We start from the raw sequence: 23,354 nt of genomic DNA, 5'->3' as shown, positions 1-23,354 counted from the left end.
GGGATTCTTCGACGCCGGCTAATGCACAAGGAGAAATGCCATACGGCCCATTCTAGCCGGGCCGGGTCACTGCTTTCTCTGGCCGGTGCCCCTGGCTCTTCGGGCGGTCCTCCGGGAGTTCGTTGCCGAGCGGGGTGCGGCCCGGGACGATCCGGCCGAGGCCGTCGACGGCGATCACTCCGGATGTCCAGGCGCCCCGCCCGCCGCAGGGCTGGGCGACGAGCAGGGCGCCGCCCGTGCGGACGGAGCGACCGGGCTCGAAGGCGCAGCCGCCCGCGGCGGGCAGCACCCAGCGCAGGTCCCCGTCGGGGACACGGTAGGCGGCGATGCGCCGCGGGGTGACGACGGCGAGCATCCGGCCCCGGGGGCCGAGGGGCTGGAGTACCCCGGCGGCCCGGCCGGGGCCGGCGGCCAGCCAGTCGGCGAGGCCGGGGAGGGCGCGGTGCCAGCGGACGGCGTCGCCCGTGGTGCGTTCCGTGTCGGTGACCAGACCGTCGCTCCAGAGGGCGAAGGCATGGCCGGGCGCGGCCGCCAGGGAGAGCGGGCGGTGGCCGGTCCTTTCATGGACCCAGCGCAGCGCGCCGGAGCGCGGGTCGCGTGCCTCGACGCGGGGGCCCGCCGAGCGCAGTACGGGGTCGGGGGCGCCCGGCGCGGTGGCGGACGCGGCGGTGTGCACGGTGAGCTGGTCGCCGAAGGGGGCGTGCCGGGACTGGTGGGCGGCGGTCACCAGGGGGACGGCCAGTACGGCCGAGACGAGCGCGAGGGCGAGCCGGCTGCCGCTGCGGGCGCCGCCGCCCGTAGCCGTGGCCGGCAGGGTGGTGGTCGGCAGAGCGGTCACTGTTCCCCTTCGGTTCCCCTGGCCCGGATCAGGCGCGAGCGTAGCGACGGGCGGCGCGGGCGGGACCGGCACCTGGTACGACACGGCGGCCGCGACCCGGCACATCCCCCGTTCGGCCTTGCCCGGCTGTCAGTGGCCGATGCGAGACTGAGATCCACGTCACAGTCGAGCCCGTGAAGGGGTGAGCAGCATCTGAGCCCGTCGGCCGGGCACCGGCCGGCGGGCCGGGCCCCTGCCCCGGTGTGCGGTCAGGATCCGCCGGTGTGCACCTGGAACGCGGCCCGGCGCACGGCCTTGGCGAGGGCGGGATCCGGGTGGGCGGCGGCCAGGGCGACCAGCACCTGGACGGTCCTGGGGTGGCCGACGGCCCTGACCTCGTCGAGCAGGGCGGGCACATTGCCCTGCACGGCGGAGTCCAGGTGGCGGACCAGCAGTTCGCTCTCGCCGTGGTCGGCGACGGCCGCCGCGGTGTCGACCCAGAGCCAGGTCGACTCCTCGCGGGTGAGGACCTCGGCGGCGTCGTCGGGGTCGGCGCCCTCGTACTCCGCCAGCCAGAGCAGGGCGTAGGGGCGCAGTGAGGTGTCGTCGGCCGCCGCCCGTACCCCCGCCTCGGCCGGAGCGCCGACGACGCGCAGCGCCTCGAAGGCGAGCCCGCGCAGGAGCGCGTCCTCACCGCGGGCGACGGCGAGGAGTTCGGTGACGGCGCTGCCGACGGTGCGGGCGGCGAGCCAGGCGCGGTATTCGGCGCGGGCCGGTCCCGGGGTGAGCCGGGCGCAGCCGCGCAGCATGTCCTGGGCGGACTGCTCGATATTGCCCGCCGGGCTCTGGGCGGCGACGCAGATCTGCTCCAGCTTGACCCACACCGCCCAGTTGCCGAGCGGGGTGAGGGTCGCCTGGCCCTCTCCCAGGGTCAGCGCGCCGACGGCGGCCAGGCCCTCCAGGGCCCAGTCGAGGAGCGGAGGAAGGGGGACGTCGGCCGCGGGGGGCTCTTCGGCGCCCTCCGGCCCGTACGGGACCTCGCAGCGCTCCTCGTGGAGTTCGGCGACGCGCTGGCGCAGCAGGTCGAGCAGCGCGGGGACGAGCACGGGCCCGGCCGAGAGCTGGAGGAGGGAGAGCACCTGGGGGACGGCCTCGACGACCTCGGCGACCGTGGCAGGAGCGACATCGGCAGGGGCAGGGTGGACGAGCGACCAGGCGTCGAAGAGGGCGACCCAGCCGCGCTGGACGGCGCTGTCGTCGCGGTCCCAGGCCTGGAGCCGCCAGCCGGGACGTACGGTGCCGCCGTGCAGTTCGACGAGCCCGGCCAGCCTGGCCCGGTCCCAGCCCGCGCGCACCTGTTCCGGTGTCAACTCCAGCGCCGCGGCGGCCCGTTTCTGAGCGGGCTCGGCCAGCGGACCCGCACCGGGGTCGCGGTCGACGGCCGCCCAGCGGGCGATCCGTACGGCATCGGCGAGGACCGCCCTCGCCTGGCGGGCCAGCTCCGCGGTGGGCGGAGTGCCCTCGGGCGGCCTGGGGGCCGGCCGGCTGCGGCCGTCGGTCACTGCCCGTCGGGCCGTGGCCAACGGCCGCGGGCGGACGAGTCGGAGTCTGGAGTTGCCCAATTGCTCATCAGGCTTTCGGGACGTCACGAGAGGCAGTCTTCCCGGTGACCGCCCGAAAGCCCAAACGGAATCTGTTCTGTCGGTACCGGAACGACCGAGGAGGCCGCCGCGAGGGGGGCTCCGCAAGGGGACGGAAGGGACGGTGGAGGCTTGTTGGACGACGCGGGGGCGGCGGGCGGACCGGACCCGCGCCGACCGGTTCTGCCTGCGACAACGGCCTTCTGGCAGCCCCGGCGCGGGCCGTGGGGCAGCCGCTAACCAAGGGGTGTGAGGAAGCGGCGGAGCGTCTCCTCGTATCCGGCCGGATCCGCGTTCCACATCGCGGCATGCGGAGCCTGCGGCACGATGTGGAGGCTGATCAGCCCGGGGCCGCGGGCCGCGAGTTCACGGGAGCGTTCCCAGGACGCGAGGGTGTCGCCGGGGCCGTGGAAGATCAGCGCCGGGGCACGCATGTGGTCGGGGTCGGCGGCCCGGAGCAGCCGGTCCCCGTGCAGTCCGGTCCTGCCCTGGGCCGCCCTGACCGCGAGCGGCAGGAGCGGCGCGGGGGTGCGGCGCGCGGTGGCCAGCGCCCGCAGGGTGGCCTCCCAGTCCAGCACCGGGGAGTCGAGCACCAGCCCGGCGATCCGACCGCTCAGCGCGGACTTGGCGGCGGCGTGCAGGGCCATCGAGGCGCCGGTGGACCAGCCGTGCAGGACGACCCGCTCGGCGCCGAAACGGATGGCGTAGCGGATCGCCGCGTCGAGGTCGCGCCACTCGGAGTCGCCGAGATGACCGAGACCGTCCGGGGAGCGGGGGGCGCCGGGGTCGCCGCGGTACGCGAGATCGAGCACCGGGAACTGGTGCTCCGCCAGGAATCCCATGATGTTCATGGGGTGCTCGCGGGTGGCGCCCAGGCCGTGCACGGTGATCACCCAGGTCTCCCGCTGTCCCGGCACGAACCAGGCGGGCAGGGATCCGAGTTCGCCGGGGATCTCCACGTCCTTGTAGTCGAGACCGAGGGCGGTGCCGGGGTCGCCGCTGTACACCTGCGGGGTGAGACGGACGCGGTGGCCGACGACGAGACTGCCGTGGCTGACGCGTTCCAGTCGGCGGACAACGGTGTCGGGGGCGTGCGCCACCCCCTCCAGGACGGGTCCGACGACCGCGTGGACGCCCGGCCCTTCGAGCCCGTACATACCGGGGCGCAGGGCGGCGAGGCAGCGGGTCAGGGTGACCTGTCCGGCGGCCGTGGCGTGCACGGTGAGGCGGGGGTCGCTGGGCAGGGGCCGCCCCGGCGATGCCTTGAGAGCGACATCGCTGGCGTACCGGCCGGCCGCGACCGCAGCCGCGCCGACCCCGAGCAGTGTGGTGACGGCCGCTGCCGTCGCTGTAGCCGGGCGCACGGTCTCAGTGTCGTCATGCACGCGCCGTAAAGCCAGTGGGCGGGGTCCGTCAGGGGACGGCCGACCCCGGCCCGCCGGGTCAGCCCCGCGGCCCGGCTCGGCCCGGCTCAGCCCGACTGGCCGTAGCCCTTCAGCTTCTCCCCGGCCTCGCGCACCTGGGCCTCGGACAGGAGCGTCGGGGTGTGGCCCGGCAGGGAGCCGGCCGTGAGCCAGAGACGGCACATCCATTCCAGCTGGGCGGTGCGGTCGTAGGCCTGGGCGAGGGAGTCGCCGTAGCTGACGGTGCCGTGGTTCTGCAGCAGGCAGGCCGTGCGCCCGCGCAACGCCTGGAGCATGCCGGCGGCCAGTGCGTCCGAGCCGTACAGCGCGTACGGGGCGACTCGGACGGCGCCGCCGAGGGCCGCCGCCATGTAGTGGATCAGCGGCAGTTCGGGGACGAGGGTGGAGACGGCGGTCGCGTGCACCGCGTGGGTGTGGACCACGGCGGCCGCGGGGGTGTTCCGGTAGACCGCGAGGTGCAGCGGCAGTTCGCTCGTCGGGGTGAGATCGCCGAGGAGCTGCCGGCCGTCGAGGCCGACCGCCACGGGGTCCTCCGCGGCCAGCTGTTCGTACGGCACCCCGCTCGGCGTGACCAGGACGAGTCCGCCGATCCGTACGGAGACATTGCCCGAGGTGCCGACGACCAGCCCCTCCGCCGCCGTCCTGCGGGCCGTGGCCACCAGGTCCTGCCAGGCCTGTTCGATCGCTTGCTGCCGCTGCTGACCGGTCATGGGGCGATCTTCTCAGGCGGCCCGGGCAGGGCCGTCACCGCTCCCGGCGCGCGCCGCGCGGAATGTCCTCACATGGGGTCACCGCAAAGACCTGCCTAGTTCATCTTCCGTTCACCCTGACTCCTTACGTTCACCGAGGCCACCGACGTCGAACGATTGCCTGGGTCAATGGAACACCTCACCCTGCTGCTCGCGATTGTCATCGTGACGGCGCTCGTGTTCGATTTCACGAACGGTTTCCACGACACCGCCAACGCGATGGCGACGACCATCTCGACCGGCGCCCTGAAACCCAAGATCGCGGTGGCCATGTCCGCCGTGCTGAATCTCGTCGGCGCGTTCCTGTCCGTCGAGGTCGCCAAGACGATCTCCGGCGGGCTCATCAACGAACAGGGCATCCAGACAGAAGTGATCTTCGCGGCGCTCGTCGGCGCCATCCTGTGGAATCTGTTCACCTGGCTGCTCGGCCTCCCGTCGAGCTCCTCCCACGCACTCTTCGGCGGCCTGATCGGCGCCACCCTGATGTCCGTCGGCGCCTCCGGGGTCAACGGCGGCGTCGTCGTCACCAAGGTCCTGATTCCCGCGCTCGCCGCCCCCCTCGTCGCCGGCCTCGCGGCCCTGCTCGCCACCCGGCTGACGTACCGGATCGGCCGCCGCACGGACGAGAAGGCCACCGCCAAGGGCTACCGGGCCGGCCAGATCGCCTCTGCGGGTCTCGTCTCCCTCGCCCACGGCACCAACGACGCGCAGAAGACCATGGGTGTCATCACCCTCGCGCTGGTGACCGGCGGTGTCCTCGCGCCGGGCTCCAACCCTCCGCTGTGGGTCATCGTCTCCGCCGGCGCGGCCATCGCGCTCGGCACGTACCTCGGCGGCTGGCGCATCATCCGCACCATGGGCACCGGCCTCACCGACCTCAAGCCGCAGCAGGGCTTCGCCGCCCAGACCAGCGCCGCGACCGTCATCCTGGCCTCCTCCCACCTGGGCTTCTCCCTCTCCACGACGCAGTCCTGCTCCGGCGCCGTGATGGGCGCGGGCCTCGGCCGCAAGGGCGGCGTGGTCCGCTGGTCCACCGCCACCCGGATGTTCATCGCCTGGGGCCTGACGCTGCCCGCCGCGGGCCTGGTCGCCGCCGGCGCCGAGTTCCTGACCGGTCAGGGCGCCTGGGGCGTCACGGTCGTCGCCGTCCTGCTCGTCGTGCTGTCCGGTGCGATCTGGCTCGCCTCGCGCCGCCGGCCGGTCGACCACACGAACGTCATCGAGACCGGCGGCGAGGCCGGCCCCGCCACGGACGCCGAGCCCGCGGGTGTGGTGACCACCGCCATCGCGGCCGTCACCCCGCCGCCCACGGCCGCCGCCGCGGCCGCGCAGGACCTCTCGACCACCATCCCGGCCCCCACGGGCCCCGCCGGCGAGCCGGCGCGAACCGCCACGGTGTAACGGCTCCCCCGCCGACCAGACCGCAAGGAAAAGGACCGCATGAACATCGACTGGGCAGCCCTCGGCTCCGTCTTCGGCGTCAGCCTCGTGGCCACGATCGGACTCGTGGGCCTGTTCACCCTGGGCATCGTGGGTCTCGCCAAGCAGGAGTCCGCCGCCACTCAGGGCGCCAACGGCTCGGTGGCACTGGCCCGCACGGGCGCCTACGCCTGCTTCGCGCTGTGCGCGGCGGCCGTGGCGTACGGCATCTATCTGATCGTCGCCTGACCCCTGAGCACAGTTCGACTACGACACCGTTCGACTACGGCAGTTCGACTATGGCTGGCCCCGGCGCACTTCGTGTGCGCCGGGGCCGGTTCCTTGTGGCCGGTGGGGAACACGCGTCGCGTGGGGCTGGGCACTCCGTCCCGTCGCAGGTCAGGGATGAGTTGACGGGTGTTTGCGCAGCGTGGTGGACTGCCGGGGCCATATACGGAGGCAGAAGAGGAAGCCGGTGCGAATCCGGCGCGGTCCCGCCACTGTCACTGGGAATCTCGTCCCCAGGAGCCAGGAACTCTCGCCGCCGCATTTCGTCGAGCCGGGGCGCGGACCCTGAGTGAGGACATTTCGCCATGCCTGGCCGCGGTTCAGCCGCCGAGCGGGTCTTCGCGTACGGCGCCACCGCCGGCCTCCTGTGCGACCGGCTGTTCGGCGATCCCCGACGGGGCCACCCGGTCGCCGCGTTCGGCAGGACCGCGGGGGCCGTCGAGCGGACGCTCTGGCGTGACCACCGCGGATGGGGCGCGCTGCACACCGTGGTGTGCGCCGGTGGCGCCGTCGGGGCCGCGGCGCTCGCCGCCCGGGGCGTACGGCACCGTCGCGCCGCCTCTGTGGCCCTGACAGCCGCCGCCACCTGGGCCGTTGTCGGCGGCACCTCGCTGGGGCGGGAGGCGCGGGCCATCGGCGGCGCGCTCGCCGCCGGGGACATCGAACGGGCCAGGGAGCGGCTGCCGCATCTGTGCGGACGTGACCCGCAGGCCCTGGACGGACAGCAGATCGCCCGGGCCGTCGTGGAGTCCGTCGCCGAGAACACCTCCGACGCCGTCGTGGGCGCGCTGGTGTGGGGAGCGGTCGCGGGGGTGCCCGGGCTCGTGGGCTTCCGTGCCGTGAACACCCTGGACGCGATGGTGGGTCACAAGTCCGCCGTGTACCGCCGGTTCGGCTGGGCCTCGGCCCGTCTCGACGATGTGGCCGGCTGGCCCGGCGCCCGGCTGACCGCCGCGCTGGCCGTGCTGGCCGGCGGCGATCCCCGGGGGGCCGTGCGGGCGCTGCGCGACGACGCCCGCCGCCATCCGAGCCCCAACGCGGGCCCGGTGGAGGCGTCGTTCGCCGGCGCGCTGGGCGTACGGCTCGGCGGGACGCTCACGTACGGCGGACGCGTCGAGCACCGGCCCGTGCTGAACGGCGAGGGGCGGCCCGTCGAGGTCGCGGACATCGAGCGGGCCGTGCGCCTGTCGCGCCGGGTGAGCGCGCTCGCCCTGGCGGCCTGTGTGGCCGGCCGGTTCGGCTGCGGCGCCCTGCGGCGGACAGCTTCGGGAAAGGGACGCCGATGAGTCGGGGCGGGCGCGGCGGCGGGCTGCTGATAGCCGGAACGACCTCGGACGCGGGGAAGAGCGTCGTCACCGCGGGCATCTGCCGGTGGCTCGTACGCCGGGGGGTGAAGGTCGCGCCCTTCAAGGGGCAGAACATGTCCCTGAACTCGTTCGTGACGCGCGAGGGCGCGGAGATCGGGCGGGCGCAGGCGATGCAGGCCCAGGCGGCCCGGGTCGAGCCGTCCGCACTGATGAATCCCGTCCTGCTGAAGCCGGGCAGCGACCGCAGCAGCCAAGTGGTGCTGCTGGGGCGGCCGGTGGGCGAGCTGAGCGCCAAGGGGTTCTTCGGAGAGCCCGGCGGACCATCGTCCCCCGGGGGAGCCCTGTACGGCGGCGGGCGGGCAGCCCTGCTCGGGACCGTCCTGGAGTGCCTGGAGGAGCTGCGGGGCAGCTACGACGCCGTGATCTGCGAGGGGGCGGGCAGTCCCGCCGAGATCAATCTGCGGCGTACCGACATCGTGAACATGGGCATCGCGCGCGCGGCGCGGCTGCCGGTGGTGGTGGTCGGGGACATCGACCGCGGCGGCGTCTTCGCCTCGTTCTTCGGGACGACCGCGCTGCTGAGCCCCGAGGACCAGGCGCTGATCGCGGGCTATCTCGTCAACAAGTTCCGGGGCGACGTGTCGCTGCTGGAGCCGGGTCTCGAGATGCTCCGCGGGCTGACCGGGCGGGCCACGCTGGGGGTGCTGCCGTGGCGGCACGGTCTGGGCATCGACGAGGAGGACGGGCTGCGGGTCTCCCTGCGCGGCGCCGTGCGCGAGTCGCTGACCGCTCCCCCGTACGGCGAGGACGTGCTGCGGGTGGCGGTCTGCGCCGTACCGCTGATGTCCAACTTCACCGATGTGGACGCGCTGGCCGCCGAGCCGGGTGTCGTCGTGCGGTTCGTGGACCGGGCCGAGGAGCTGGCCGACGCCGATCTGGTGGTGGTGCCGGGCACGCGCGGCACGGTGAAGGCGCTGGCGTGGCTGCGGGAGCGCGGGCTCGCCGACGCGATCGTCCGGCGGGCCGCCGAGGGGCGTCCCGTGCTGGGCATCTGCGGCGGCTACCAGATCCTGGGCGAGCACATCGACGACGAGGTGGAGTCGCGGGCGGGCGCGGTGGCCGGTCTGGGACTGCTGCCCGTGCGGGTCAGGTTCGACCGGCACAAGACCCTGGCCAGGCCGGTCGGGATGGCCCTCGGCGAACCCGTCGAGGGGTACGAGATCCATCACGGCGTCGCCGAGGTGCGGGGCGGCGAGACCTTCGTCCGCGACGAGCGGGGACGGGCGCTCGACGGCTGCCGGGTGGGGGCCGTCCAGGGCACGCACTGGCACGGGGCGCTGGAGAGCGACGCGTTCCGGCGGCGCTTCCTGACGGAGGTGGCGCGGGCGGCGGGCCGGCGCTTCGTACCCGCGCCCGGCACGAGCTTCGGCGCGCTGCGCGAGGAACAGCTCGACCTGCTCGGCGACCTCGTCGAGGAGCACGCGGACACGGACGCGCTGATGCGGCTGATCGAGGAAGGAGCGCCCGCCGGGCTGCCCTTCATCCCGCCGGGGGCGCCATGACCACCATCGAGCCGTTCAAAGGAGCGATCAGCATATGAGCACCCCTTTTCCGTTCACCGCCGTCGTGGGGATGGACGATCTGCGGCTGGCCCTGCTGCTCAACGCCGTCAGTCCGGCCGTGGGCGGTGTCCTGGTCCGCGGTGAGAAGGGCACGGCCAAGAGCACGGCCGTGCGGGCGCTCTCGGCGCTGATGCCCGAGGTGGCGACCGTGGCCGGCTGCCGGTTCAGCTGCGATCCCGCCGCGCCCGATCCGCGCTGCCCGGACGGACCGCACGAGAGCGCGCCCGGCGTGTCCCGGCCGGCCCGGATGGTCGAGCTGCCCGTCGGCGCGTCCGAGGACCGGCTCGTCGGGGCGCTGGACATCGAACGGGCGCTGTCGGAGGGCGTGAAGGCCTTCGAGCCGGGACTGCTCGCCGACGCGCACCGCGGGGTGCTGTACGTCGACGAGGTCAATCTCCTCCATGACCACCTGGTCGACCTGCTGCTGGACGCGGCCGCCATGGGCGCTTCGTACGTGGAGCGCGAGGGCGTCTCCGTACGGCATGCCGCGCGCTTCCTGCTGGTCGGGACGATGAACCCCGAAGAGGGCGAGCTGCGGCCGCAGTTGCTGGACCGCTTCGGGCTCACCGTGGAGGTCGCCGCCTCGCGCGAGCCCGAACTGCGCGTGGAGGTCGTACGGCGACGGCTCGCGTACGACGACGATCCGGCCGGCTTCGCCGCGCGCTGGGCCGGCGAGGAGAGCGCCCTGCGGGAGCGGATCGCCGCGGCGCGGTCCCTGCTGCCCGAGGTGCGGCTCGGGGACGCCGCGCTGCTGCAGATCGCCGCGACCTGCGCCGCCTTCGAGGTGGACGGGATGCGGGCGGACATCGTGATGGCCAGGACCGCGACGGCGCTGGCCGCGTGGGCGGGGCGTACGGACGTACGCGCCGAGGACGTACGGCAGGCCGCGCTGCTGGCGCTGCCGCACCGGCGCCGCCGCAATCCGTTCGACGCGCCGGGACTTGACGAGGAGAAGCTCGACGACACGCTGGAGGAGTTCGCCAGCGAGGACAGCGGCGACGGGGACAACAACCCTGATCCGGACGGTCCCGACGGATCCGGAGGCGGGGGCGGCCGGCCGCCGGAGTCCGGTCCCGAGGGGCCCGACGCGCCGGAGCGGGACGCCTCCGGGCAGGACGACACGCCGGAGCGGCCGGAGCCGCGGCCCGAGCCGGAGGCCGGACAGCCCCAGCGCGCCGGAGCGGGCGAGCAGTCCGCCGTACAGGCCGCCGAGCCGTTCCGTACGAAGATGCTGAGCGTTCCCGGTCTGGGCGAGGGCGCGGCCGGGCGGCGCTCCCGGGCCCGTACGGAACACGGCAGGACGACGGGGTCGCGACGGCCGCGTGGCGCGCTCACCAAGCTGCATCTCGCGGCGACCGTGCAGGCCGCGGCGCCGCACCAGCGGGCGCGCGGGCGCAGCGGCCCCGGCCTGGTGGTCCGCAGGGACGATCTGCGGCAGGCGACGCGGGAGGGGCGCGAGGGAAATCTCGTGCTGTTCGTGGTCGACGCGTCCGGGTCGATGGCGGCCAGGCAGCGGATGAGCGCCGTGAAGGGCGCGGTGCTCTCGCTGCTGCTGGACGCGTACCAGCGGCGCGACAAGGTCGGACTGGTCACCTTCCGGGGGAAGGAGGCGGCGGTGGCGCTGCCGCCGACGTCGTCGGTGGACGCGGCCGCGGCCCGGCTGGAGTCGCTGCCGACGGGCGGCCGCACCCCGCTCGCCGCCGGGCTGCTGAAGGCGCACGACGTCCTGCGGGTGGAGCGGATGCGCGATCCCGCGCGCCGGCCCCTGCTGGTGGTCGTGACGGACGGGCGGGCGACGGGCGGCCCCGATCCGGTGGCGCTCGCCTCGCGTGCGGCGCGGCTGCTCGCCGCGGAGGGGACGGCCTCGGTGGTCGTGGACTGCGAGTCGGGGCCGGTACGGCTCGGTCTCGCCGGCACGCTCGCCACGGATCTGGAGGGCACCGCCGTCACCCTCGACGAGCTGCGGGCCGACAGCATCGCCGGCCTGGTCAGGGACGTACAGGGCGGACAGGGCGCACCCGGCGCCGCGCACGGAGCCAGGGGAACCAACGGACCCAGGAGGGCCGCGTAATGCCACAGGGACAGCCGGAGACCGTACCGGACGACGGGCTCACCACCCGTCAGCGCCGCAACCGCCCGCTCGTGCTCGTCCACACGGGCACCGGCAAGGGCAAGTCGACGGCGGCCTTCGGGCTCGCGCTGCGCGCGTGGACGCAGGGCTGGCCGATCGGGGTGTTCCAGTTCGTGAAGTCGGCGAAGTGGAAGGTCGGCGAGGAGCAGGCGCTGAAGGTGCTGGGGGCGAGCGGCGAGGGCGGTTCCGTCGCCTGGCACAAGATGGGTGAGGGCTGGTCCTGGGTGCAGCGCGACTCGCAGCTGTCCAACGAGGAGGCGGCGCGCGAGGGCTGGGAGCAGGTCAAACGGGATCTGGCGGCGCAGACGCACCGGCTGTACGTCCTGGACGAGTTCGCCTACCCGCTGCACTGGGGCTGGGTGGACACCGACGAGGTGATCGAGGTGCTGCGCGAGCGTCCCGGCACCCAGCATGTGGTGATCACCGGCCGCAACGCGCCGGAGAAGCTGGTGCAGTTCGCGGATCTCGTCACCGAGATGACGAAGGTCAAGCACCCGATGGACGCCGGTCAGAAGGGCCAGAGGGGCATCGAGTGGTGAACGTCCCGCGCCTGGTCGTCGCCGCGCCGTCCTCCGGGAGCGGCAAGACCACGGTGGCCACGGGCCTGATGGCGGCCTTCTCGGAGCGCGGGCTCGCGGTGTCCCCGCACAAGGTCGGGCCCGACTACATCGATCCGGGGTATCACGCGCTGGCAGTGTCGACGGGGGCGCGGACCCGCCCGGGGCGCAATCTCGACGCGTACATGTGCGGACCCGGGCTGATCGGGCCCCTGTTCGCGCATGGCGCGGCGGGCTGCGACCTCGCTGTCGTCGAGGGCGTGATGGGGCTGTACGACGGCGCCTCCGGCCAGGGTGAACTGGCCTCCACCGCCCAGGTGTCGAAGCTGCTGCGCGCACCGGTGGTGCTGGTGGTGGACGCCTCGTCGCAGTCCCGGTCCGTGGCGGCGCTGGTGCACGGCTTCGCGTCCTGGGATCCGGAGGTACGGATCGGCGGGGTGATCCTCAACAAGGTCGCCACCGACCGGCACGAGCGGCTGCTGCGCGACGCGCTGGACGAGTCGGGCGTACCGGTGCTGGGGGTGCTGCGGCGCACCGACCAGGTCACGCCCTCGCGCCATCTGGGTCTGGTCCCGGCCGCCGAGCGGCACGCGGACGCCCTGGGGTCGATGCGGGAGCTGGCCGGGCGGGTGCGCGCGGGCTGCGATCTGGAGGCGCTGCTCGCCCTGGCGCGCAGCGCGCCGGCGCTGGACGCGGCCGCCTGGGAGCCGGACGTCGAGCCGGTGGGCGGCGCCCGCCCGGTGATCGCCGTGGCCGGCGGGTCCGCGTTCACCTTCTCGTACGCGGAGCACACGGAGCTGCTCACGGCCGCGGGCGCGGACGTCGTGCCCTTCGATCCGCTGCGTGACGAGGAACTTCCCGACGGCACCCGGGGCTTGGTGATCGGCGGCGGCTTCCCCGAGGTGTACGCCCCGGAGCTGTCCGCCAACGAGCCGCTGCGCAAGGCCGTGGCGGAGCTGGCGTACTCCGGCGCTCCGGTGGCCGCCGAGTGCGCCGGGCTGCTGTATCTGGCGCGCTCCCTGGACGGGAAGCCGATGTGCGGGGTGCTGGCCGCCGACGCGCGGATGTCGGGGCGGCTGACGCTGGGCTACCGGGAGGCGGTGGCGATCGGCGACAGCGCGCTGGCACGGGCCGGGACGCGGGTCCGCGGGCACGAGTTCCACCGGACGGTGCTGGATCCGGGCGCGGGGACGGCTCCCGCGTGGGGGCTCGTACACCCCGAGCGCCGGCTGGAGGGATTCGTCCAGCAGGGCGTGCACGCGAGCTATCTGCATACGCACTGGGCGGCCACGCCGGACCTGGCGCGGCGGTTCGTGGAGAGATGCGCGGCCTGACGGGGGCCTGGCGCGCGCCCGGTTCACCCGGCGATGCCGACCACCAGCCAGATGAAGACCACGCCCAGGACCGTGCACAGCAGCGTGGAGCGCGCCGGGTGTTCGTGGTGCGCCTCGGGCAGGATCTCGGCGGCGGCGAGATAGAGCAGGGCGCCGCCGAAGAAGCCGAGATAGCTGCCGAGCACCTCCTCCGGGAGGGTGAACAGCAGCGTGGAGGCGGCGCCGAGTACCGGCGCGACGGCGTCCGCGACCAGCATCATGATCGCCTTGCGGCGGTCGTTCCCGTACAGGCTGGTGAGCGTGTACGTGTTGAAGCCGTCGGCGAAGTCATGGGCGATGACGGCGAGGGCGACGGCGGTGCCCATGCCGCTGCCGATCTGGAAGGCCGCGCCGAGCGCGATGCCGTCCATCACGCTGTGGCCCACCATGGCCGCCGCCGCGGTCACTCCCAGCTGGGGGACGCGGCCTTCCTTTCCGGGGGCCGCACCGTGCCCGCCGCCCCCCTGCGGGTCGCCTCCGTGGGCGGCCTGACGGCCGGCGAGCAGGCGTTCCACCAGATGGGCGACGAGGAATCCGCCGACGAACAGCAGCAGCGCCTGTGGCACGCCGAAGATCTCCTCGCCCGCCGCGCGCATCGCCTCCGGCAGCAGGTCCAGGCCGACCACACCGAGCATCAGGCCCCCGGCCAGGCCCAGCACCAGATGACGGCGGTCGGTGACGCGTTGCGCCGTCCAGCCGCCGAACAGCGTCATGAGGAACGCGCCGAGCGCGACGAAGACCGCCATGCGCCCCTGCATAGCCGATCAGGGCCGTGCCGCGCACATCCCGGACCGGCCCGCGGACCGGAAAGGGGCCGTTCGTGACCGCCGGCGCCACCGGTTGGTCGCTGGTCGTGGGGATCGGCGCGAGCCGGGGCGCTCCTGTCGGAGAGGTGCTCGGGCTGATCGAACAGACGCTGCGGGACGCGGGGCTCCCGGCGTCGTCCGTCGCCGAGCTGGCGACCGTCGACACCAAGGCGGGCGAGGCCGGGATCGTCGGCGCGGCCGCGCGGCTGGGCGTGCCCGTACGCGGGTACCCGGCCGCCCTGCTGGCCGGGATCGCCGTACCGAATCCGTCCGGTGCGCCGCTGGCCGCCGTGGGGACACCGTCCGTCGCCGAGGCCGCCGCGCTCGCGCGCGGGGGTGAACTCCTTGTACCGAAGCGGAAGTCGAGCCCGGCGGGCCGGCCCGCTTCGGTCACCTGCGCTGTGGCGCGTCAGGGGGGCCGGTCGGAGTGGAACCGGTGCGGGCGGACATGATGTCGGTGTTGACTGTGGAAAACAGCGGCCGCGCGGGGCACCGTGGGCCGCACAGTGACGCCCCGGGCTGCCGGTGGCATGCGGAAGGAGCCCGGTGACCCGCGTCGTCCAGCCCATCGAGAGCATGGCGCCCCAGGAGCCGTCGGCCGACCGGCTGTCGCCGGTGCCGGCGCGGTCGCACGTGCCCCCCGTCATACCCTGCGATCAGTCCCGTGGCTCTTATGTCTACGCGCGCTGACCTCTACGACCTGCGGCATCACGGCGATGCCGAGATGCGGGACGGAGCGGCGGGACTGATCGATCTCGCGGTCAACGTCCGTACGGACACCCCCCCGGCCTGGCTGCGCGCGCGCCTCGCCGAGTCACTGACCGGGCTCGCCGCCTACCCCGACGGGCGGGCGGCGCGCGCGGCGGTCGCGGCGCGACACGGACTGCCGGTGGAGCGGGTGCTGCTGACCGCGGGGGCGGCGGAGGCGTTCGTCCTGCTCGCCCGCGCCCTGCCGGTGCGCAGACCCGTCGTCGTCCATCCGCAGTTCACCGAGCCGGAGGCCGCCCTGCGGGACGCCGGGCACACGGTGCGGCGGGTGCTGCTGCGGGTGGAGGACGGCTTCCGGCTGGATCCGGACGCGGTGCCCGAGGACGCGGATCTGGTGATGCTCGGGAATCCGACCAACCCCACGTCGGTGCTCCATCCGGCGGCGGAGATCGCGAAGCTCGCCCGGCCGGGGCGGACGCTGGTCGTGGACGAGGCGTTCATGGACGCGGTGCCCGGCGAGCCGGAGGCGCTGGCCGGGTACACCGATGTGCCGGGGCTCGTGGTGCTGCGCAGCCTCACCAAGACGTGGGGGCTCGCGGGCCTGCGGATCGGCTACGTACTGGCCGATCCGCGGACGGTGAGCGCGCTGGAGCGCGCACAGCCGCTGTGGCCGGTCTCCACTCTCGCGCTGGTCGCCGCGGAGGCGTGCATGTCACCCGCCGCGCTCGCGGAGGCGGAGCAGGCGGCGCGGCGGACCGCGGTGGAGCGGGCCCATCTGCTGGCGGGGCTCGCGGAGTTCGAGGAGGTACGGGCGGTGGAGCAGGCGGCGGGCCCGTTCGTCCTCGCACGGATGCGCCGCGCCGATTCGGTACGGGCCCGCCTGCGCACCCTGGGCTTCGCCGCCCGGCGCGGCGACACCTTCCCGGGCCTCGGTCCGGAGTGGCTGCGCCTCGCGGTGCGCGACCGGTCCACGACCAACCGCTTCCTGCAAGCCCTGGACCAGGCGTTGACGGCGGTCGGCGGCTGACACGGTGGGTGCCGGCGCGACAGGGCCGGGTGGCCCGGGGCGCCGCGCTCCCGCTTGTACGCGAGTGCGCCGCGCCCTCGCTCGTACGCGCGACTCGTACACGCGAAGAGCGGTGCCCCTGTCGGAGCACCGCTCTCCCTCACGGCCCCCCAAGGGCCGGGTCTTCGGGGTCAGCGCCTGGCGCGGGCCCTGGCCAGGACGAGCGCGCCGCCGCCCGCCGCGAGCAGGACCGCCGCGCCGCCCGCCAGATACGGCGTCATCGAATTGCCGCCCGTCTCCGCGAGGTTCTCCTTGACCGGTTCCGCGGCGCCCTGGGGCTTCGGATCCGTCTTCACCGGCTCCTCGGGCCGCTGCGCCTCCGGCTTCTCCGGCTCCGGCTGCTGCGCGGCGGCGGGCGCCTTCGGCGACTCGCAGGTGGCCTCGGCGAGCGTGACGGAGCCCTCGACCTCGGCGACGTTCAGCTCAAGGGGGTTGACCGACACCTTGAGTTCGAGCGCCGTGGCCGCGGCCGTACGGGACGTGGTGCGGGTCTTCGACAGGTCGAGCGTCACCTCGCCCACCCCCGGCACCCGGACGCGGGTCGGCCCTCCTGCGGAGAGCGTGATCCTCTTGCCGAGGACAGTCACCCCGCCGAGCAGATTGGACTCGGCGACCGGCCGCTTCCCCGCCTCACAGACCGCCGTGGAGGTGACCTCCTGGATCTCGATGAGCGAGAGCAGCGGCAGGCCCGGCACATGCACCTTGGCGTGCACGAGGTTGGTGTACCCCCGCGCCGTGCGACCGTCGGCCGTCGCCTTCGCGGTGGCCACGTCGGCGCGCAGCACGCTGAAGGGCTTGCCGTGGTCGACCCCGTTCAGCTGGACGCTCAGCGCCGTCTTCGCGGCGCTCGCCGGTGCCTGCACCTCGTTGAGCGTGGCCCTGAGCGGCACCTGGACGGTCTTGTTGAGCAGGGACACATCGAGGCCGGTCCTGAGCACGACCGCGCTCGCCCGCCCCTCGCCCGTACCGCCGGTGGCCTGGGCCGGAGCGGCGAGGAGCACGGGGCCCGCCGTCAGCGCCGCGGCGGCCACGACGGTGGCGCAGCGGCGTGCGGGCATGCGGAAGGTATTGCTGTTCAAAATGGTGGAACCCCCACAAGAGATATGGCGTCGCCGACCTGCCGTCACGGGGACACGTGGCGGCGGCGACCGAGACACCGGAATCTTTACGCACTGAGAGTGAACCGGCAGACACCTGGGGTTAGTTCACTCCAAAGTGGGGTTTCCGCGTCTATTTTCGATTCTTGTGGCACGGGCGTTCTGGACACTCACCCATGTGACACGGTTCCGGGTCGTGCGCCGGTCGGCCCCGGCCAGGAGCACATGAAGACCTTCAACGACGCCGGCTGCCCTCCCGTCACGGTCCGTCAGCCGACGACGAGCCCGTTCAGCACGATCCGCCGCGGGGCCGCCAGGACCCGTACGTCCGCCCGCGGATCCTCGTCGTAGACCACGAGATCCGCCGGAGCGCCCTCCTCCAGCGCCGGGCGGCCCAGCCAGCCACGCGCGGCCCAGGCGGTCGCCGAGAGGGCCTCCAGCGGCGGAATACCGGCCTTCACCAGCTCCGCGACCTCGGCCGCCACCAGACCGTGGGCCAGCGAGCCGCCCGCGTCCGTACCGACGAAGACCGGGACGCCCGCGTCGTACGCCGCGCGCACGGTGTCGTAGCGGCGCTCGTACAGCCGGTTCATATGCGCCGACCAGCGCGGGAACTTGCTCGCACCGCCCGCAGCGAGCTGCGGGAACGTCGCGATGTTGACCAGCGTCGGGACGATCGCGACCCCGCGCTCCGCGAAGAGCGGAATGGTGTCCTCGGTGAGCCCCGTCGCATGCTCGACGCAGTCGATCCCCGCCTCGACGAGATCACGCAGCGCGACGTCGGCGAAGCAGTGCGCGGTGACCCGGGCGCCGAGCCGGTGCGCCTCCGCGATGGCCGCCTCGACCTCGCCACGCGGCCAGCAGGCGGTCAGATCGCCCGCGTCACGGTCGATCCAGTCGCCGACGAGCTTGACCCAGCCGTCCCCGCGCCGGGCCTCCTGGGCGACATAGGCGACGAGGTCGTCCGGCTCGATCTCATGGGCGAAGTTACGGATGTAACGGCGGGTACGGGCAATATGGCGGCCCGCCCTGATGATCTTCGGCAGATCCTCGCGGTCGTCGATCCAGCGGGTGTCCGCGGGCGAGCCGGCGTCCCGGAGCAGCAGCGTGCCCGCCTCGCGGTCGCCGATCGCCTGCTTCTCGCTGGTCGCCTCGTCGACGGCGCCGTGGTGGTCGAGGCCGACATGACAGTGCGCGTCGACGAGACCGGGCAGCGCCCAGCCCTCGACGGTGCGGACATCACGGGCGCCGGCCGGCCGCTCGTACGTGATCCGGCCGCCCACCACCCACAGCTCGTCCCTGGCCTCCTCGGGGCCGACGAGCACCCGCCCCTTCACCCGCAGCACCGCGTGATCGCTCATGGGCAGCACTGTACGAGGCCGTGGGTACCCTCGACCGGGCAGATTCCGAACACGCATCCGAAGAGAGCACCGCCATGACACACCCGCTGCTGGACCTGGCTCCGCTGACCGCCGCGCGCTTCGCCGCCATCGAGCGACGCGTCGCCTCGCTCCTCGCCACCGAGAACGATGTCGTGATCATGCAGGGTGAGGCCCTGCTGCCCCTGGAGGGCTGCGTCCGCGGCGGCGCCAGGCCCGGTTCGACCGCCTTGAACGTGGTCACGGGGCCGTACGGGCAGACCTTCGGGAACTGGCTGCGCGACTGCGGGGCGACGGTCGTCGATCTGGAGGTGCCGTTCCACACCGCGGTGACCGCGGCCCAGGTGGAACGCGCCCTGGCCGCGCACCCCGGGATCGACTTCGTCTCGCTGGTGCACGCCGAGGCGGCGACCGGCAACACCAACCCGGTCGCCGCGATCGGTGAGGTGGTGCGGGCCCACGGCGCGCTGTTCATGCTGGACGCCGTCGCCTCGGTGGCCGCCGAGTCGCTGCTGCCGGACGCCTGGGGCGTGGACCTGTGCGTGATCGGCGCGCAGAAGGCGATGGGCGGCCCCGCCGGGGTCTCGGCGGTGTCGGTGAGCGAGCGGGCCTGGGAGCGGCTCGCCGCCAATCCGCAGGCACCCCGCCGCTCGTACCTCTCGCTGCTGGACTGGAAGGAGCGCTGGATCGACGGCGGCCGCCGGACGCTGCTCCACGCCCCCGCCCAGCTGGAGATGCTGGCGCTGGAGGCGTGCCTGGAGCGCATCGAGGCGGACGGCCAGGACACCGTCATCGCCCGGCACGCCTCGGCCGCGGCGGCCACGCGGGCGGGCGCGCTGGCACTGGGCGGCGGCCTGGAGCCGTTCGTCCACGAGGCCGCCGACGCCGCTCCGGTGGCCACGACGCTCCGCACCCCGGCCGGGGTGGACGCGGGCGAGCTGGTGGCCAAGGCGCTGGCCGCCGATCCGTCGCTGCCACTGATCGCGGGCGGCGGGGCGTTGGCCACCCAGATGATCCGGGTCAATCACTACGGCGCCGACGCGACACGGGACGCGGTGCTGGCCTCGCTCGCCGCGCTGGGCGAGGCGCTCGGCGAGAGCGGCGCCGAGGTGTGGCAGGAGGCGGCCGCGCGGGCGGTCGGCGAGGTGTGGGAGTAGCATCCGTAAATCAAAAAAGGCGTTAATTCAGGAATACGGGAAGGTGCTTTATAGAGAGCAGCTTCCCGTATTCGTATGCCCACATTTCAATACCCTAAACGCCAAGATTTCAACAGGGCCATCGGAGTGATTCTGACCGGTCTCGCGAGCGTTACGGATATGTGACCGAGTCCACAGACCAGGCCACTTTGCCCCAAAATTTCAGTCGATGTCATCCCAACTATCCCCTGATCCGCACGGGCACCCGCGCCCGCCTGATAACACAGGTCGGCTTCTCACCCAACCCCTGCAGAAGATGCATGTTCTGCTTTTGCTCGGTAAATTAAATAGACATGACCGCCGCACAAGCAGACCTTGCAGGCGCCCGAAGCGAATTCACCCGTCCCTTTGCGATCGACACCCCACGAGTGGAGGACGGGGCCGCGATCTGGCGCATCGCCCGCGACTCCGAGGTCCTGGACCTCAACTCCTCGTACAGCTATCTGCTCTGGTGCCGTGACTTCGCGGCCACCTCCGTCGTCGCCCGCGACGAGGGGGGATCACCGATCGCCTTCGTCACGGGATACATCCGGCCCGAGCGCCCCGAGGCGCTGGTCGTCTGGCAGGTGGCCGTCGACGAGAGCCAGCGAGGGAAGGGGCTCGCCGGCACGCTGCTCGACGAGCTGACCGCCCGGGTGGCCAAGGAGCTGGGGATCACGGCGATCGAGACCACCGTGACGCCCGACAACACCGCCTCGGACCGTCTGTTCACCGCCTTCGCCAACCGCCACGGGGCGGCGCTGAAGCGCGAGGTCCTCTTCGACGGCGGGCTGTTCCCCGACGGGGTGCACCAGCCGGAGGTGCTGTACCGCATCGGCCCGCTCTCGCCCTGAGACATCAGTAGACGCGAGACCGCCGACAGCCGGGCGTGAGCGCACCGCGCTCCGTTCCGAGCACCCTCCCGCTCTTCCCCATCCCATCGCCTGGAGACCCCTGTGACCATCACCCCGCCAGCACTGAGCGTCTTCGAAACCCTCGAATCCGAAGTGCGCAGCTACTGCCGTGGCTGGCCCGCCGTGTTCGACCGCGCGCAGGGCAGCCGTCTCACCGACGAGGACGGCCACAGCTACCTCGACTTCTTCGCCGGCGCCGGCTCACTCAACTACGGCCACAACAACCCGGTGCTGAAACGCGCGCTGATCGACTACATCGAGCGTGACGGCATCACCCACGGCCTCGATATGGCGACGACCGCGAAACGGGCCTTCCTGGAGTCCTTCCAGAATGTGATCCTGCGGCCGCGCGACCTCCCGTACAAGGTGATGTTCCCCGGCCCCACCGGCACGAACGCGGTCGAGTCGGCCCTCAAGCTCGCCCGCAAGGTGAAGGGCCGCGAGTCGATCGTCTCCTTCACCAACGCCTTCCACGGCATGTCGCTGGGCTCGCTCGCCGTCACCGGCAACGCGTTCAAGCGCGCCGGGGCCGGCATACCGCTGGTGCACGGCACCCCGATGCCGTTCGACCACTATCTGGACGGCCAGACCCCGGACTTCCTCTGGTTCGAGCGGCTGCTCGAGGACCAGGGCTCCGGCCTGAACAAGCCCGCCGCGGTCATCGTCGAGACGATCCAGGGCGAGGGCGGCATCAATGTCGCCCGCCCGGAGTGGCTGCGGGCGCTGGCCGATCTCTGCCACCGCCAGGACATGCTGCTGATCGTCGACGACATCCAGATGGGCTGTGGCCGTACCGGCGCCTTCTTCTCGTTCGAAGAGGCGGGCATCACACCGGACATCGTCACGCTTTCGAAGTCCATCAGCGGGTACGGGCTTCCCATGTCGCTCTGCCTGTTCACCCCGGAACTGGACATCTGGGAGCCGGGCGAGCACAACGGCACCTTCCGGGGCAACAACCCGGCCTTCGTCACCGCCGCCGCCGCGCTCAACACGTACTGGGCCGACGGTCAGATGGAGAAGCAGACCATAGCCCGCGGTGAGCAGGTGGAGCACGCGCTGCTGGCGATCTGCGCCGAGAGCGCGGGCGCGGCGGCCGAGTTCCGTGGCCGCGGCCTGGTCTGGGGCCTGGAGTTCGCCGACAAGAGCCGGGCGTCCGCCGTCTGCGCCCGCGCCTTCGAGCTGGGGATGCTGCTGGAGACCTCGGGCCCGCGGAGCGAGGTGGTGAAGCTGCTTCCGCCGCTCACCGTCAGCCCCGACGAGCTGGACGAGGGCCTGCGCACCCTGGCCCGCGCGGTCCGCGAGACCGCCTGATCCGCGGTTCACGTACCCGTACGGGACGACCGTACGGGTACACGACATACGCGACGACCTACGCGACCGCAGAAGCCGCAGAAGCCGCAGAAGCCGCAGAAGAGAAAGGCACCGACGCACCGTGATCGTCCGATCGTTCAAGGACATCGAGAACACCGACCGTCATGTGAAGTCGGCCTCGGGCACCTGGGAGAGCAAGCGCATCGTGCTCGCCAAGGAGAAGGTCGGCTTCTCCCTCCACGAGACCGTGCTGTACGCCGGCACGGAGACGTCGATGTGGTACGCCAACCACATCGAGGCCGTGCTCTGCGTGGAGGGCGAGGCCGAACTGACCAACGACGAGACCGGCGAGACCCACTGGATCGCCCCCGGCACGATGTATCTGCTGAACGGGCATGAGCGCCACACACTCCGTCCCAAGACCGATTTCCGCTGTGTATGCGTCTTCAACCCGCCGGTCACCGGGCGGGAGGACCATGACGAGAACGGCGTCTACCCACTGCTGACAGAGGAGGGCTGACCATGACCACCGCCCCTGCACGTACCGACCTGTATCCCACCCGTGGCGTCGGCGAGGTGACCACCCCGCGTCAGGACCCCGTCGTCTGGTCCGCGCACGGCGCCCCCGGCCCGATCGTGCCGGCCGACCTCGGAAGCTTCGAGCGGGACGGCTTCCTCTCCATCGAGCAGCTGATCGGCCCGGACGAAGTGGCGCTCTACCGCGCCGAGCTGGAGCGGCTGACGACCGACCCGGCGGTGCGTGCCGACGAGCGCTCGATCATCGAGCCCACGACGAAGGACGTACGGTCCGTCTTCGAGGTCCACCGCATCAGCCAGATCTTCGCCGGACTGGTACGCGACGAGCGAGTGGTGGGCCGCGCCCGGCAGATCCTGGGCTCGGACGTGTATGTCCATCAGTCACGGATCAATGTGAAGCCGGGCTTCGGCGCCTCGGGCTTCTACTGGCACTCGGACTTCGAGACCTGGCACGCCGAGGACGGTCTGCCGAACATGCGGACCGTGTCGGTCTCGATCGCGCTGACCGAGAACTACGACACCAACGGCGGCCTGATGATCATGCCCGGGTCGCACAAGACCTTCCTGGGCTGCGCCGGCGAGACGCCGCAGGACAACTACAAGCAGTCGCTGCAGATGCAGGACGCGGGCACGCCGTCGCACGAGGCGCTGACGAGCATGGCCGACCAGCACGGCATCAAGCTCTTCACGGGCAAGGCCGGTTCGGCGACCTGGTTCGACTGCAACTGCATGCACGGCTCGGGCGACAACATCACCCCGTACCCGCGCAGCAATGTCTTCATCGTGTTCAACAGCGTGGAGAACGCGGCGGTCAAGCCGTTCGCGGCTCCCTCGCCGCGGCCGTCCTTCATCGGGGCGCAGGACTTCACCCCGGTGCGCTGACCGTACGCGTCAGGGGCAGGCAGGCACAGAAGGCACAGGCGCGGGGGGGGGGGGGAGAAAAAAGAAAAACAAACCCCCTTCTCCCCTTTTGGGTCCCACCTCTCCAGGGCGGGGTGGTGGTGTGGTCCTTTCTTTTCCCCCCGAGAAAAGAA

The 23,354-nt window shown here is 72.8% G+C and carries 20 protein-coding genes, 1 pseudogene and 1 riboswitch; of the genes and pseudogenes, 14 read left to right on the top strand and 7 right to left on the bottom strand.

Annotated elements, in window-relative coordinates:
• Positions 1 to 52: 52 nt before the first annotated feature.
• The 4 genes from ACZ6MZ_RS32915 to ACZ6MZ_RS32900 form a co-directional block, all read right to left on the bottom strand.
• Positions 53 to 838, bottom strand: coding sequence for a hypothetical protein (locus ACZ6MZ_RS32915; protein ID WP_469356186.1), 786 nt, complete (start codon positions 836 to 838; stop codon positions 53 to 55).
• Positions 839 to 1,086: 248 nt separating this feature from the next.
• The gene (locus ACZ6MZ_RS32910; protein ID WP_384191872.1) at positions 1,087 to 2,466 is read right to left on the bottom strand and encodes a hypothetical protein; all 1,380 of its coding nucleotides are present in this window, start codon (positions 2,464 to 2,466) and stop codon (positions 1,087 to 1,089) included.
• A gap of 227 nt (positions 2,467 to 2,693) precedes the next feature.
• Positions 2,694 to 3,821, bottom strand: coding sequence for an alpha/beta hydrolase (locus ACZ6MZ_RS32905; RefSeq protein ID WP_469356184.1), 1,128 nt, complete (start codon positions 3,819 to 3,821; stop codon positions 2,694 to 2,696).
• A gap of 107 nt (positions 3,822 to 3,928) precedes the next feature.
• On the bottom strand, positions 3,929 to 4,591 hold the full coding sequence (locus ACZ6MZ_RS32900; protein WP_384191866.1) for a class II aldolase/adducin family protein: 663 nt from the start codon (positions 4,589 to 4,591) through the stop codon (positions 3,929 to 3,931).
• A 168-nt stretch (positions 4,592 to 4,759) separates the two neighbouring features.
• On the opposite strand from ACZ6MZ_RS32900, the gene ACZ6MZ_RS32895 reads away from it, so the two are divergent.
• The 7 genes from ACZ6MZ_RS32895 to ACZ6MZ_RS32865 all read left to right on the top strand — a co-directional run bounded on the left by ACZ6MZ_RS32895 (position 4,760) and on the right by ACZ6MZ_RS32865 (position 13,288).
• A complete protein-coding gene (locus tag ACZ6MZ_RS32895) occupies positions 4,760 to 6,031 on the top strand; it encodes an inorganic phosphate transporter (protein ID WP_389791268.1) in 1,272 nt (423 codons plus the stop codon).
• A gap of 39 nt (positions 6,032 to 6,070) precedes the next feature.
• The gene (locus ACZ6MZ_RS32890) at positions 6,071 to 6,298 is read left to right on the top strand and encodes a hypothetical protein (protein ID WP_384191860.1); all 228 of its coding nucleotides are present in this window, start codon (positions 6,071 to 6,073) and stop codon (positions 6,296 to 6,298) included.
• Between the two features lie 168 nt (positions 6,299 to 6,466).
• Positions 6,467 to 6,609: riboswitch (cobalamin riboswitch) on the top strand.
• 33 nt (positions 6,610 to 6,642) lie between these two features.
• Positions 6,643 to 7,623 (top strand): cobalamin biosynthesis protein, encoded by a 981-nt coding sequence (locus ACZ6MZ_RS32885; RefSeq protein ID WP_469356182.1) that lies wholly within the window; start codon positions 6,643 to 6,645, stop codon positions 7,621 to 7,623.
• The gene (locus tag ACZ6MZ_RS32880; protein ID WP_469356180.1) at positions 7,620 to 9,206 is read left to right on the top strand and encodes a cobyric acid synthase; all 1,587 of its coding nucleotides are present in this window, start codon (positions 7,620 to 7,622) and stop codon (positions 9,204 to 9,206) included. Before ACZ6MZ_RS32885 ends, ACZ6MZ_RS32880 begins: the two co-directional genes overlap by 4 nt.
• 34 nt (positions 9,207 to 9,240) lie before the next feature.
• Positions 9,241 to 11,337 carry a putative cobaltochelatase gene (locus ACZ6MZ_RS32875; RefSeq protein ID WP_469356178.1) on the top strand — a complete coding sequence of 699 codons (2,097 nt, stop codon included), beginning with the start codon at positions 9,241 to 9,243 and terminating at the stop codon, positions 11,335 to 11,337.
• Positions 11,337 to 11,936, top strand: coding sequence for a cob(I)yrinic acid a,c-diamide adenosyltransferase (gene cobO / locus ACZ6MZ_RS32870; RefSeq protein WP_469356177.1), 600 nt, complete (start codon positions 11,337 to 11,339; stop codon positions 11,934 to 11,936). Before ACZ6MZ_RS32875 ends, cobO begins: the two co-directional genes overlap by 1 nt.
• Positions 11,930 to 13,288 (top strand): cobyrinate a,c-diamide synthase, encoded by a 1,359-nt coding sequence (locus ACZ6MZ_RS32865; RefSeq protein ID WP_469356175.1) that lies wholly within the window; start codon positions 11,930 to 11,932, stop codon positions 13,286 to 13,288. The genes cobO and ACZ6MZ_RS32865 overlap by 7 nt, the downstream gene beginning before the upstream one ends.
• A 23-nt stretch (positions 13,289 to 13,311) precedes the next feature.
• On the opposite strand, the gene ACZ6MZ_RS32860 is transcribed toward ACZ6MZ_RS32865, so the two are convergent.
• Positions 13,312 to 14,073 (bottom strand): ZIP family metal transporter, encoded by a 762-nt coding sequence (locus ACZ6MZ_RS32860; RefSeq protein ID WP_469356173.1) that lies wholly within the window; start codon positions 14,071 to 14,073, stop codon positions 13,312 to 13,314.
• 98 nt (positions 14,074 to 14,171) lie between these two features.
• On the opposite strand from ACZ6MZ_RS32860, the pseudogene ACZ6MZ_RS32855 reads away from it, so the two are divergent.
• Together ACZ6MZ_RS32855 and cobC are read left to right on the top strand one after the other, a co-directional pair.
• Positions 14,172 to 14,555 (top strand): annotated as a pseudogene (locus ACZ6MZ_RS32855) (cobalamin biosynthesis protein); the annotation flags it as partial.
• 251 nt (positions 14,556 to 14,806) lie between these two features.
• Entirely contained in the window at positions 14,807 to 15,868 is a 1,062-nt protein-coding gene (gene cobC, locus ACZ6MZ_RS32850) for an Rv2231c family pyridoxal phosphate-dependent protein CobC (RefSeq protein WP_389791280.1), read from the top strand.
• A gap of 170 nt (positions 15,869 to 16,038) precedes the next feature.
• Here cobC and ACZ6MZ_RS32845 read toward each other — a convergent pair whose 3' ends face one another.
• Positions 16,039 to 16,986, bottom strand: a complete 948-nt coding sequence (locus tag ACZ6MZ_RS32845) for an SCO1860 family LAETG-anchored protein (RefSeq protein WP_469356171.1) — start codon at positions 16,984 to 16,986, stop codon at positions 16,039 to 16,041.
• Between the two features lie 287 nt (positions 16,987 to 17,273).
• Positions 17,274 to 18,365, bottom strand: a complete 1,092-nt coding sequence (locus ACZ6MZ_RS32840) for an amidohydrolase family protein (RefSeq protein WP_469356168.1) — start codon at positions 18,363 to 18,365, stop codon at positions 17,274 to 17,276.
• Between the two features lie 74 nt (positions 18,366 to 18,439).
• On the opposite strand from ACZ6MZ_RS32840, the gene ACZ6MZ_RS32835 reads away from it, so the two are divergent.
• The 5 genes from ACZ6MZ_RS32835 to thpD all read left to right on the top strand — a co-directional run bounded on the left by ACZ6MZ_RS32835 (position 18,440) and on the right by thpD (position 23,202).
• Complete coding sequence (locus tag ACZ6MZ_RS32835; RefSeq protein ID WP_469356166.1) at positions 18,440 to 19,540, top strand: pyridoxal-phosphate-dependent aminotransferase family protein; 1,101 nt, start codon at positions 18,440 to 18,442, stop codon at positions 19,538 to 19,540.
• A gap of 332 nt (positions 19,541 to 19,872) precedes the next feature.
• On the top strand, positions 19,873 to 20,412 hold the full coding sequence (gene ectA, locus ACZ6MZ_RS32830; RefSeq protein WP_389791288.1) for a diaminobutyrate acetyltransferase: 540 nt from the start codon (positions 19,873 to 19,875) through the stop codon (positions 20,410 to 20,412).
• 102 nt (positions 20,413 to 20,514) lie between these two features.
• Positions 20,515 to 21,783 carry a diaminobutyrate--2-oxoglutarate transaminase gene (gene ectB / locus ACZ6MZ_RS32825; RefSeq protein ID WP_384193858.1) on the top strand — a complete coding sequence of 423 codons (1,269 nt, stop codon included), beginning with the start codon at positions 20,515 to 20,517 and terminating at the stop codon, positions 21,781 to 21,783.
• 121 nt (positions 21,784 to 21,904) lie between these two features.
• Positions 21,905 to 22,303 carry an ectoine synthase gene (locus tag ACZ6MZ_RS32820; protein WP_384193861.1) on the top strand — a complete coding sequence of 133 codons (399 nt, stop codon included), beginning with the start codon at positions 21,905 to 21,907 and terminating at the stop codon, positions 22,301 to 22,303.
• A gap of 2 nt (positions 22,304 to 22,305) precedes the next feature.
• Positions 22,306 to 23,202, top strand: coding sequence for an ectoine hydroxylase (thpD, locus tag ACZ6MZ_RS32815; protein ID WP_384193863.1), 897 nt, complete (start codon positions 22,306 to 22,308; stop codon positions 23,200 to 23,202).
• Positions 23,203 to 23,354: the final 152 nt, after the last annotated feature.

Source organism: Streptomyces sp. NPDC042201 (genome assembly GCF_055582185.1).
The sequence above is the reverse complement of the archived record's forward strand: the minus strand, read 5'-3'. Positions and strand labels throughout refer to the sequence as shown.